Origin of the sequence: Bacillus sp. CHD6a (assembly GCF_001293645.1) — a bacterium.
Lineage (GTDB): Bacteria > Bacillota > Bacilli > Bacillales > Bacillaceae_I > Sutcliffiella_A.
Map to the genome: position 1 here is coordinate 66,812 of NZ_LBMD01000014.1, position 11,938 is coordinate 78,749.

Consider the following 11,938-nt stretch of genomic DNA (forward strand, 5'->3'; position numbering starts at 1 on the left):
CAGATATGACAAACACAGTAGTTAATGTAATTGGAGCTGGCCTTGCAGGCAGTGAAGCAGCATGGCAGCTTGCAAACAGAGGGATACAGGTTCACCTATATGAAATGCGTCCAGTTAAACAAACACCTGCCCATCACACAGATAAATTCGCAGAACTTGTTTGCTCCAATTCCCTACGCGCCAACAATTTAACAAATGCTGTAGGTGTGTTAAAAGAAGAAATGAGAATGCTTGACTCGGTCATCATTCGTTCAGCAGATGACTGTGCAGTTCCAGCAGGCGGTGCCTTGGCAGTGGACAGGCATGAATTTGCTGCTAAAGTTACCGAAAGAGTGAAAGAACATCCGAATGTAACGGTATTTAATGAAGAAATGGAACAAATCCCTGATGGACCGACCATCATTGCAACAGGGCCACTTACGTCCAAAGCCCTTTCCGACCAGCTTCGTTCCTTAACGGGTGAAGAATATCTCTATTTCTATGATGCTGCTGCACCAATTATCGAAAAAGATAGCATCAACATGGACATTGTTTACCTAAAATCCCGTTATGATAAGGGGGAAGCTGCCTACTTGAATTGTCCGATGACAGAAGAGCAGTTTAATCGTTTCTATGATGCCTTAGTGGAAGCAGAAACAGTTCCATTGAAAGAATTTGAAAAGGAGATTTTCTTTGAAGGATGTATGCCGATAGAAGTGATGGCAAATCGCGGAAAGAAGACGATGTTATTTGGACCTTTAAAGCCAGTTGGTTTAGAAGATCCCAAAACAGACAAACGTCCTTATGCTGTAGTCCAACTTCGTCAAGATGATGCAGCGGGCACTTTGTATAATATTGTTGGTTTTCAGACACATTTAAAATGGGGTCCGCAAAAAGAGGTAATCCGTCTAATTCCTGGTTTGGAAAATGCAGAGATTGTTCGGTACGGTGTGATGCATCGCAATACCTTTATTAATTCTCCTAACCTGTTGAAACCAACTTACCAATTCAAAGAAAGAGAAGATCTCTTCTTTGCTGGTCAAATGACAGGAGTGGAAGGATATGTAGAATCAGCAGCGTCAGGCCTGATAGCGGGGATGAATGCAGCGCGCCTTGTGCTTGGAGAGGAACCATTGGTGTTTCCAAAAGAAACTGCAATTGGAAGTATGGCACATTATATTACTTCTACAAATGCGAAAAACTTCCAACCGATGAATGCTAATTTTGGTCTATTCCCTGAGCTTCCGAAGAAAATTAAAAATAAGCAAGAGCGCAATGAGGCACATGCTAGGAGAGCTTTGGAAACAATTCAGAATTTTGTAAAAAATTAATCAAATTAATTGCAAGGGCTACTAAATTGTGATAATATTTAGTAGCCCTTGTGAGGTGATAAGTATGCAAAATGTTAAAGTTCCATTAATTTCTTTTCTAGAATATTTACAAATTGAAAAAAATTACTCAAAATATACTATTGTATTTTATCAAAAGGATATTGAAGATTTTTTTGATTTTATGAAAGAGGAAGCCATTTCAAGCATCAATGAAGTCACTCATACAGAAGCAAGAATGTACTTAACCAGGCTTCATCAAAAAAAGTTCGCACGAAAATCGGTTGCAAGAAAAACATCAAGCTTGCGCAGCTTCTATAAGTTTCTTCTCCGAGAAGAAAAAGTGGAGCAAAACCCATTCAGCAGTGTTTCCTTGCCTAAACAGGAAAAGCGACTTCCACAGTTTCTCTACAATGAAGAGTTGGATAAGTTGTTTGCTGTATCAGACCTTGCAACACCTCTAGGTCAGAGGAATCAAGCGCTTTTAGAATTGCTCTATGCCACTGGCATTCGTATTAGTGAATGTTGTCACATTCAAGTTCATGATATTGACTTTCAAGTCGGTACCATCTTAGTCACTGGAAAAGGAAACAAACAGCGTTATATTCCGTTTGGAAGTTTTGCTCAAGATGCAATGAAGGCCTATTTGGAAGACGGACGCAAATCGCTGCTTGAAAAGCAAAAAAACCCGAATTCCACCAAGCATCTTTTCCTAAATTTCCGAGGAGGTCCCCTTACTCCACGTGGTGTAAGACTAATACTGAATGAGATGGTACAAAAGGCGTGTTCAACCTTACATATCAGTCCACATATGCTTCGGCATACGTTTGCCACGCATATGTTAAATGAAGGAGCAGACCTTCGAGTTGTGCAAGAACTGCTCGGACATGCCAGTTTATCATCCACCCAAATCTATACACATGTGACAAAAGAACATTTACAGAAGACGTATAATCAATTTCATCCTCGTGCATGAGGAACGATTGGAGGGTCATTTCATGTCATCATTTCATGCTACTACGATATTTGCGGTCCAACATAAGGGACAATGCGCAATGTCAGGTGACGGTCAGGTTACATTTGGAAACGCAGTTGTTATGAAGCATACAGCGCGAAAAGTGCGCAAGCTTTTTAACGGAAGGATTCTAGCTGGTTTTGCGGGATCTGTGGCAGATGCATTTACCTTGTTTGAAATGTTCGAGGCGAAGCTGGAGGAATATAACGGCAATATCCAGCGTTCAGCAGTTGAGCTTGCCAAAGAATGGCGAAGTGATAAAGTGTTGAGGAAATTGGAAGCGATGTTGATTGTAATGGATGAGTCCAGTATGTTGTTAGTATCCGGGACTGGTGAAGTAATTGAACCTGACGACGGAATACTTGCGATTGGTTCAGGTGGAAACTATGCACTTTCTGCAGGGCGTGCTTTAAAAAGATATGCGGGCGATCATATGACAGCACGTGAAATAGCAAAAGCCTCCCTGGAAACAGCTGGAGAAATATGTGTGTACACAAATGACAATATCATTGTAGAAGAACTATAGAAAAGGCGGTTGTTGACATGAGTACAAAATTAACCCCTAGGCAAATAGTAGATATGCTCGATCAATATATTGTAGGTCAGACTAATGCAAAAAAAGCGGTTGCTGTTGCTCTTAGAAACAGGTATAGAAGGAGCCTCCTTAAAGGCAGTCTCCGTGATGAGGTAGTTCCTAAGAACATCCTAATGATCGGACCGACTGGTGTTGGTAAGACCGAAATAGCACGCAGAATTGCAAAGCTTGTTGGTGCGCCATTCATCAAAGTAGAAGCAACCAAGTTTACTGAAGTTGGTTATGTGGGCCGTGATGTGGAATCGATGGTGCGCGATTTGGTGGAAACATCCGTCCGTCTTGTAAAAGAAGAAAAGATGGCGAGTGTAAAAGAAAAAGCCTTGGAAAATGCAAACAAACGTTTGGTGGAACTACTGGTTCCAGGCAAACAAAAAAACACGTCATATAAAAACCCGCTTGAGATGTTTTTCGGAGGAAATGCAAATCCGAATGACGCGGATGAGCAGGAGAAGCAAGAAGAAGTTTCTCTGAAAGAACAAAGAAGAAGAATGGCCCATCAACTTGCTCTAGGTGAACTAGAAGACCGTTATGTGACGGTTGAAGTGGAAGAACAGCAAGGCTCCATGTTTGACATGCTGCAAGGCTCGGGTATGGAACAAATGGGCATGAACATGCAGGATGCTCTAAGCAATCTAATGCCAAAGAAAAAGAAGAAAAGAAAGCTTACAGTCCGTGAGGCAAGACCGGTTCTTGCCCATGAAGAAGCACAAAAGCTCATTGATATGGATGAAGTGACTCAAGAAGCTGTGAACAAAGCGGAACAGAGTGGTATCATCTTCATTGATGAAATCGATAAGATCGCGAAAAAGAACAGTGGTTCTTCCGCGGATGTATCCCGAGAAGGAGTACAACGTGATATTCTTCCTATCGTGGAAGGGTCAACTGTTGTGACAAAATACGGCCAAGTAAAAACAGATCATGTTTTATTTATTTCAGCCGGTGCCTTTCATATCGCCAAGCCATCTGATCTCATCCCGGAATTGCAAGGTCGCTTTCCAATTCGTGTGGAATTGACCAAACTATCCATAGATGATTTTGTAAGAATTTTAGTAGAGCCAGATAATGCTTTACTTAAACAATATACGGCATTATTGGAAACAGAAGGTATAAAAGTCGAATTTTCTGACGATGCTATTCGTAAACTAGCTGAAGTAGCGTTCCAAGTGAACCAGGATACTGATAATATCGGTGCCCGCCGCCTTCATACGATTCTAGAGAAGCTGTTAGAGGACCTGTCATTTGAAGCGCCGGATATCAATTTAGAAAAAATCGTCATCACACCGAAATATGTGGACGAAAAACTAGGTAATATTGTAAAAAATAAAGATTTAAGCCAATTTATCTTATAGAGCAGATTTTTAGGAGGATATAAACATGCCATTATTACAAAAAACAAGAACCATTAATGCTATGCTGCAAAGAGCGGCTGGTAAACCAGTTAACTTTAAGGAAATGTCGGAAACGCTTTGCAATGTAATTGAAGCAAATGTTTTCGTATTATCACGACGTGGAAAGCTTTTAGGCTACTCCATTAATCAACAAATTGAGAACGAGCGTATGATTAAGATGCTTGAAGATCGTCAATTCCCGGAGGAGTATACAAAAAACTTATTCAACATCTCTGAAACATCTTCAAACTTGGATGTGGAAAGTGAATATACAGCTTTCCCTGTAGAGAACAAGGAATTATTCAAGTCAGGTTTAACGACAATCGTTCCAATCATCGGTGGAGGAGAGCGATTAGGTACTCTTATCCTTGCACGTCTTCAAGAGCCATTCTCTGATGATGATTTAATCTTGGCTGAATATGGTGCGACCGTTGTAGGTATGGAGATTCTTCGTGAGAAAGCAGAAGAAATTGAAGAAGAAGCAAGAAGCAAAGCTGTTGTGCAAATGGCAATCAGCTCTCTTTCTTACAGTGAGCTTGAAGCAATAGAGCACATCTTTGAAGAGCTTGATGGAAAAGAAGGTCTACTTGTAGCAAGTAAAATTGCCGACAGAGTAGGAATCACTCGTTCTGTTATTGTTAACGCACTAAGAAAATTAGAAAGTGCCGGTGTCATCGAATCCCGTTCCCTGGGAATGAAAGGTACTTACATTAAAGTCCTAAACGACAAGTTTCTATTTGAACTTTCCAAGCTTAAATCACATTAATAAAAAACATAAAAAAGGGTCTGACTCCTATCTGCAACTTGCAGAAGAGTCAGACCCTTTTTTGGTTTAACTTGAGAGAGTATATAAAAATAAAATCCTTGATTTCCGTTCCAGACGCTTCGCTTGCCTGCGGGCGGTCCATGAGCCCCCTCACTGCGTTGAAGGCCACTGAAAAACTAGTATTTGAGAATTTCGAGCTGTGGATTGGAGCAAAAGGCGAAGACTCCTGAGGGAGATAGCGCTAGGTGGAGACCCCGCAGGCTTGCCGAGGAGGCTCCAGCAGCGCCCCTAGGAAAGCGAAGCCATTTGCGGAAATCCACAGCGGTGTATATAGAATAATTAAATTCAAAGACTTTTTCAGTGGCCTTCTGCGTTGTGGGGTCTCACCTGTCCTTTCTTTTCGCGGGCGTCTACGCGCCTTCCACTCCAATCAACTAGATGACCCCATCCACTAAAGGGTTTGTTAAAAAATAATCTTTGAGTGTTAACTATAAAAGCACTAACATTTCGGTTTCTTAAAATCTAGCTGTGGATTGGAGCAAATGGCGTAGACTCCAGCGGGGAAGTAACGGTAGATTGAGACCCCTGAAGCGTTGTGAGGCTCAAGCACCGTCCCGCGGAAAGCGAAGTCATTTGTGGAAAGGAAAAGCGGCGTTAAAGTTATAGTTATATCACTTTCTATCCTGATATAGTTATAGGTCTTTATGCCTAACGAATAAAATGAGTCAAATTATCGATTTTTTTTAACATTTGACACATAGACATATGAGTTACCTTAATTTACAATAAAAGAATACATATTTCGACAAAACTATATAATTCGCAACAATAGATTCATTTACGGGGGTACTAATGAAGATTTTTTCGACATCAATCCAAGCATTGGAAAAAGGTATACAGTATTCAGGTGCAAAGCATAAAGCCATTTCACATAATATTGCAAACGTAGATACACCAAATTTTAAGCGTAAAGAAATAAAGCCTACTTTTGGAGAAACCTACCAAAAAGCATTAACGGCAAATAAGACAGATATCAGGCATAGAGAATTTTCGGGCAGTTCAAATATAGCTTTTAAAATGGACAATACATCTTATTCCTACTCACATAACGGCAATAATGTCGACATAGATAAAGAAATGTCAGACTTGGCTGAAAATCAAATATATTATTACACCTTAATTGATCAAATGAGCGGGAAATTTCAATCGCTTCAAAATGTGATTAAAGGAGGGCGATCGTGATGTCTATGTTTAAAAGCATGAATATCTCTGCCTCCGCTCTTACAGCTCAGAGGTTAAGAATGGATGTTATATCCTCTAACATGGCAAATGTTGATTCTACTCGTGGCGAATATCGCAATGGGCAGTGGGAACCTTACAGGAGGAAGCTGGTGGAAACTGCACCAAAGGAAAATAGTTTCCAATCCTATCTGCAAAAAGCTTCTGGAACAGGGCATGGAACTGGTAGTGGCGTAAAAGTAACTAGGATAAAAGAGGATGACGCTCCTTTCCGCCTTATGTTCGACCCGGAGCACCCAGATGCAAATGATGAAGGATATGTTCAGCTACCGAATGTCGATCCTCTAAAAGAAATGGTAGACCTAATGAGTGCATCAAGGTCTTATGAAGCCAACGTAACAGTATTTAATGCTTCTAAAGGGATTATGATGAAAACGCTGGAGCTTGGTAAATAGGTGGAGGGTAAATAGATGATTACTAAAATAGCAAAATCTAATCAGATGTTTCAGAATCTAAATAGTGTTCAGAAAACCAGTGGTGATGTGCATCAACAGTTTTCTACCTATTTAAAGGATGCCATGAATGAAGTGAACAATGCACAAGTGGCATCCAATCAAATTACTACAAAGCTGGTCAATAATGAAGGGGTAGAACTCCACGACGTATTGATTGCCCAGCAAAAGGCCAGCGTAGCCATGTCGCTTACAATGGAAGTGAGAAACAAGGGTGTAGAAGCATATCAGGAAATTATGAGAATGCAAGTATAAACCAGTTGGAACTATACAAAGAAGATTGATACACTAATAATTTTGTCACCCAACAGTGACAGTGATCTTACAGATAGAAAATAATGCGGTTATTTACTGCATAACCTTGCTGCAAGATAATAACCGGGGGAATTGACGTAATGAAAGAGAGATTACAAGAAATAAAGACAAAAACTTTTTCCTTTTGGACGAATAGATCAAAAGCTCAAAAGACAGCGATGGTCAGTACAGTTATCGTATCTTTTTTTGCAATAATCGCAATGGTGTACTTTTTAAACAAAACAGACATGGCCCCCCTATACAAAGATTTGACTGTACAGGAAACAGGGCAAATTAAAGAAGTATTAGATGGTAGAGGCATCCAATCACAGATAACCAATAATGGTACCGCTATTCTAGTTCCTCAACAGTCAGTAGATTCATTGAAAGTGGAACTGGCTGCCGAAGGTCTTCCGAAAAGCGGAAGCATCGATTATGGTTTTTTTGGCGAAAGATCAGGCTTTGGTATGACAGACAACGAGTTTCGCATAATGAAACTAGATGCTATGCAAACAGAGCTAGCAAATTTAGTGAAAAGTATTGAAGGTGTGAAGGATGCCCAGGTTATGCTCAGTCTCCCAGAAGAAGGAGTATTCGTAAGAGAAACCACGCAAGTGGCATCAGCATCCATCGTCATTGAAAATGATCCTGGATATCAATTTGACCAGAATAATGTAAATGCGCTGTACCATCTAGTATCAAAGAGTATTCCTAACTTATCTACTGATAATATCGTCATCATGAACCAAAACTTTGAGTATTTTGATTTAAAAAATAACCAAAATTCTGGCAGTACTTTTAATGCATCCACACAACTGGAATTAAAGAAGGAAATTGAAAGAGACATTCAAAGACAGGTTCAGCAGATGCTCGGAATGATGATGGGCTATAACAAAGTGGTTGTATCTGTGACAACTGACATAGATTTTACACAGGAAGCAAGGGAAGAAAACACGGTAACACCAGTGGACCCAGAAAACATGCAAGGAATTGCTGTCAGTGTTGAACGAATTACCGAAAGTTATACAGGCGGTGAAGGTAACACTGGAGGGGTGCCAGGGACTGGAGAAGCAGATATTCCTGCATATGTTGCCGGAGGGGGAAATGGCAGTGGCGATTACGAAAGATTGGAAGAAAGAATTAATAATGAAGTAAATAGAATTAGATCTGAAATTGTAGAAAGCCCTTATAAAGTAAGAGATTTGGGCATTCAAGTTATGGTGGAGCCTCCTGTAGCCGATGATCCATTATCCATGCAAGAAAATACGATTGATGATATTAGACAAATTCTAAGCACGATTGTCCGTACAACCATCGATAAGAATATGTTAGGGGATGACCCTGAACAAGCTAACATTGATGACAAAATTGTTGTTTCTGTTCAGCAGTTCAATGGAAAAGTGGAAATGGAAGAAACGACAGAATCAGCAATTCCAACTTGGATATATATTGCAGCTGGTATTCTCCTTGCTGTCATCCTATTGTTATTATTCCTTTTATTCAAACGCAATGGAAAAGAGGAAGAGGAAGAGGAAGAACAAGTAATGGTTACAGAAGAAGAGACTGTCCAAATCCATGTGCCGGATATTAACAATGAAAAAGAATCAGAAAGTTCAGCGCGTCGAAAACAACTAGAAAAAATGGCCAAAGAAAAGCCGGATGAATTTGCGAAATTATTACGTTCCTGGTTGTCGGAATAGAAGGGGAGGGAGACGAATATGGCAAAAGCACCACAGGCAAAATCCTTTTCAAATAAACAAAAGGCAGCCATCTTGTTGATCTCGCTTGGTCCGGATGTTTCGGCTTCCGTATACAAGCATTTATCAGAAGAAGAAATTGAAAAATTAACCCTTGAAATCAGCGGGGTACGTACAGTCGATTCTCACATCAAAGAAGATGTCTTAGAAGAGTTTCACCAAATAGCCCTTGCTCAAGATTATATCTCTCAAGGCGGGATTGGTTACGCCAAAACCGTTTTAGAAAAAGCTTTAGGTAAAGATCAGGCAACAGCCATTATAACAAGGCTTACTTCGTCCTTACAGGTTAAACCCTTTGACTTTGCTAGGAAGGCAGATGCTTCACAGATTCTGAACTTTATACAAAACGAACACCCACAAACGATTGCGCTTGTCTTATCCTACTTGGAACCTACAAAGTCGGGTCAAATATTATCAGAGTTACCGCAAGAATTACAAGCAGATATTGCAAAAAGAATTGCAGTGATGGACAGTACATCCCCCGAGATTATAAATGAGGTTGAGCAAATTCTAGAGCGAAAGCTTTCTACTACCGTTACTCGCGATTATACAAACACAGGCGGAATCGATTCTGTCGTGGAAGTGTTAAATCAAGTAGACAGAAGTACAGAAAGAACGATCCTTGACTCCTTGGAAATTCAAGACCCTGAATTGGCAGAAGAAATTAAGAAACGCATGTTTGTGTTTGAAGACATCGTTACGCTCGATAATATGGCAATTCAACGTGTGATTCGTGATGTTGAAAATGAAGATATGATGCTTGCACTGAAAGTAGCCAGTGAAGAGGTTAAAGAGATTGTGTTTAAAAACATGTCTAAGCGAATGGTAGAAACCATGAAAGACGATATGGAATACATGGGTCCTGTCCGCTTAAAGGATGTTGAAGAATCGCAATCTAGAATCGTAGGAATTATAAGAAAGCTTGAAGAAGCAGGGGAAATCGTCATTGCTCGTGGCGGAGGAGATGACATCATTGTCTAAGTTAATAAAATCATTTTCGTTAGTAGATGGAAAAACGGAATCTGTTTCGATCAAAGTTGCTCCTATTTTTAAGAAGAAACAAACGGAAAACAAAGCGGAAAAGGTACTTGGTTATAGTATAGAATCCATCAATCATGCGATAGAAGAAGCAAATCGTGAGGCCGCAGAGATTTTGGAACAGGCATCCTTAGAAAGAAAAAAGGCTGCAATGACGATTGAAGAGGATAAGTTGGCTTGGGAATCAGAGAAAGAATCCTGGATGCAAAAGGCATATAACGAAGGACTTGAGCAGGGATTTCAAGCTGGTGAAAAACAAGCACAAGCATTATATGAAGAGCGGCTTAATGAGGCAAAACGTATTATTGAGCTGGCTAAATTGGAGTACAACGAAAAACTTGACAGTTCAATAGAGTCCATCGTCATGCTGAGTGTAAAAGTAGCTGAAAAAATTATAGGATCCTCCTTGGATTCTGATCCTTCTACTTTTTTGAATTTGGTTCAGACAGCGCTTAAACAAGTCAAAGAAAAAGAGGAAATAAAGGTTTATGTAAGTCCTAACCAATACCCAAATCTACTGATGAATAAACAAGTTTTGCAAAATATCATCAATAGCCAATATGAACTTATTATTTTTCCTGATGCGGAATTACAAGATGAAGGATGCTGGATTGATTCTTCTGCAGGAAGAATCGATGTTTCTATTGACACACAGTTAAAAGAAATTAAAGAACATCTTCTGCAACTTGTGAGAGTGGAGTTGTAATCATGTTTACCGTGGAAGATTTGCTGAAAGAAATAGATACCATCAATCCATACAGGCGTTATGGCAAAGTAAAAAGAGTAATCGGACTAATGATTGAATCTAAAGGGCCAGAAAGTTCAATCGGAGATGTATGCAATATCATCATCCATAAAAAGAAAAAAAGAATTGTTCAAGCAGAAGTTGTCGGTTTCAGGGACGACCACGTTATTTTAATGCCTTTTACAGATATTCAGGATATTGGACCCGGATGTATGGTGGAAGCAACAAATAACCCTTTAGAAGTAAGAATCGGTGAAGAGTTAAGGGGCATGGTATTGGATGCAATGGGCAAACCATTAAATCCTGAAGAGGAATTACCCGTTGGCTTAGGTAAATATCCCACGGACCAGGCACCACCAAACCCAATGACACGGCCATCTATCAAAGAAGAGTTAGAAGTGGGTGTAAAAGTTATAGACGGCCTGCTGACAGTCGGAAAAGGTCAAAGGGTAGGGATTTTTGCAGGTAGTGGGGTAGGAAAAAGTACACTTCTAGGCATGATTGCACGAAACACCCATGCAGACATTAATGTAATCGCACTCATAGGGGAACGAGGCAGAGAAGTTCGGGACTTTTTGGAACGTGACTTAGGGCCTGAAGGATTAAAACGATCTGTTGTTATTGTAGCCACTTCCGATCAACCTGCTCTTATGCGGATAAAAGGGGCATATACTGCAACCGCCATTTCGGAGTATTTCCGAGATATGGGCTATAATGTCATGCTCATGATGGATTCCGTAACTAGGGTAGCAATGGCGCAGAGAGAGGTTGGCTTAGCTGTTGGAGAACCTCCAACCACCAAAGGTTATACCCCAAGCGTATTCTCTATGCTGCCTAAGTTATTGGAAAGAACCGGTACGAACCAATTAGGCTCCATTACAGCTTTTTATACTGTGTTGGTAGACGGCGATGACATGAACGAACCAATAGCGGATACGGTTCGAGGTATTTTAGACGGCCATTTTGTACTAGATAGAGACCTTGCAAATAAGGGGCAATACCCAGCTATTAATGTATTGAAAAGTGTGAGTCGAGTTATGAATCATATCGTCGACCATGAACATAAAAGAGCAGCAGAATCCATGCGGGAAAAACTATCAAAATATTACCAAGCAGAAGATCTCATTAATATAGGTGCCTATAAGCGTGGCAGCTCCAGAGAAATTGATGATGCCATTCAATCCTACCCGGCCATTATTAACTATCTAAAACAAGAAGTAAATGACAGCTGGAAGTTTGCTGATACAAAAAAAGAACTTACAAACTTAATGAAGTAGGTGTT

12 protein-coding genes are annotated in these 11,938 nt (G+C 40.2%); all 12 read left to right on the top strand.

The annotated features are described in order from the left end of the window. The first annotated feature begins 5 nt into the window (after positions 1-5). Positions 6-1,310 carry an FADH(2)-oxidizing methylenetetrahydrofolate--tRNA-(uracil(54)-C(5))-methyltransferase TrmFO gene (trmFO, locus tag AAV98_RS12405; RefSeq protein ID WP_060665885.1) on the top strand — a complete coding sequence of 435 codons (1,305 nt, stop codon included), beginning with the start codon at positions 6-8 and terminating at the stop codon, positions 1,308-1,310. Positions 1,311-1,374: 64 nt separating this feature from the next. Further along, positions 1,375-2,283, top strand: coding sequence for a tyrosine recombinase XerC (xerC, locus tag AAV98_RS12410; protein WP_060665886.1), 909 nt, complete (start codon positions 1,375-1,377; stop codon positions 2,281-2,283). 22 nt (positions 2,284-2,305) lie between these two features. Continuing rightward, entirely contained in the window at positions 2,306-2,848 is a 543-nt protein-coding gene (hslV, locus tag AAV98_RS12415) for an ATP-dependent protease subunit HslV (RefSeq protein ID WP_060665887.1), read from the top strand. 17 nt (positions 2,849-2,865) lie between these two features. Continuing rightward, complete coding sequence (hslU, locus tag AAV98_RS12420; protein ID WP_060665888.1) at positions 2,866-4,266, top strand: HslU--HslV peptidase ATPase subunit; 1,401 nt, start codon at positions 2,866-2,868, stop codon at positions 4,264-4,266. Positions 4,267-4,291: 25 nt separating this feature from the next. Continuing rightward, on the top strand, positions 4,292-5,071 hold the full coding sequence (gene codY, locus AAV98_RS12425; protein WP_060665889.1) for a GTP-sensing pleiotropic transcriptional regulator CodY: 780 nt from the start codon (positions 4,292-4,294) through the stop codon (positions 5,069-5,071). Between the two features lie 852 nt (positions 5,072-5,923). Further along, on the top strand, positions 5,924-6,313 hold the full coding sequence (flgB, locus tag AAV98_RS12430; RefSeq protein ID WP_060665890.1) for a flagellar basal body rod protein FlgB: 390 nt from the start codon (positions 5,924-5,926) through the stop codon (positions 6,311-6,313). Then, complete coding sequence (flgC, locus tag AAV98_RS12435) at positions 6,313-6,765, top strand: flagellar basal body rod protein FlgC (protein WP_060665891.1); 453 nt, start codon at positions 6,313-6,315, stop codon at positions 6,763-6,765. Before flgB ends, flgC begins: the two co-directional genes overlap by 1 nt. 15 nt (positions 6,766-6,780) lie before the next feature. Continuing rightward, positions 6,781-7,077 carry a flagellar hook-basal body complex protein FliE gene (gene fliE, locus AAV98_RS12440; protein WP_060665892.1) on the top strand — a complete coding sequence of 99 codons (297 nt, stop codon included), beginning with the start codon at positions 6,781-6,783 and terminating at the stop codon, positions 7,075-7,077. A gap of 140 nt (positions 7,078-7,217) precedes the next feature. Continuing rightward, positions 7,218-8,816, top strand: coding sequence for a flagellar basal-body MS-ring/collar protein FliF (gene fliF / locus AAV98_RS12445; RefSeq protein WP_060665893.1), 1,599 nt, complete (start codon positions 7,218-7,220; stop codon positions 8,814-8,816). Between the two features lie 18 nt (positions 8,817-8,834). Continuing rightward, a complete protein-coding gene (fliG, locus tag AAV98_RS12450) occupies positions 8,835-9,854 on the top strand; it encodes a flagellar motor switch protein FliG (protein ID WP_060665894.1) in 1,020 nt (339 codons plus the stop codon). Further along, a complete protein-coding gene (fliH, locus tag AAV98_RS12455) occupies positions 9,847-10,617 on the top strand; it encodes a flagellar assembly protein FliH (protein ID WP_060665895.1) in 771 nt (256 codons plus the stop codon). Before fliG ends, fliH begins: the two co-directional genes overlap by 8 nt. 2 nt (positions 10,618-10,619) lie before the next feature. Then, positions 10,620-11,933 (top strand): flagellar protein export ATPase FliI, encoded by a 1,314-nt coding sequence (fliI, locus tag AAV98_RS12460; RefSeq protein WP_060665896.1) that lies wholly within the window; start codon positions 10,620-10,622, stop codon positions 11,931-11,933. The last annotated feature ends 5 nt before the right edge of the window (positions 11,934-11,938 follow it).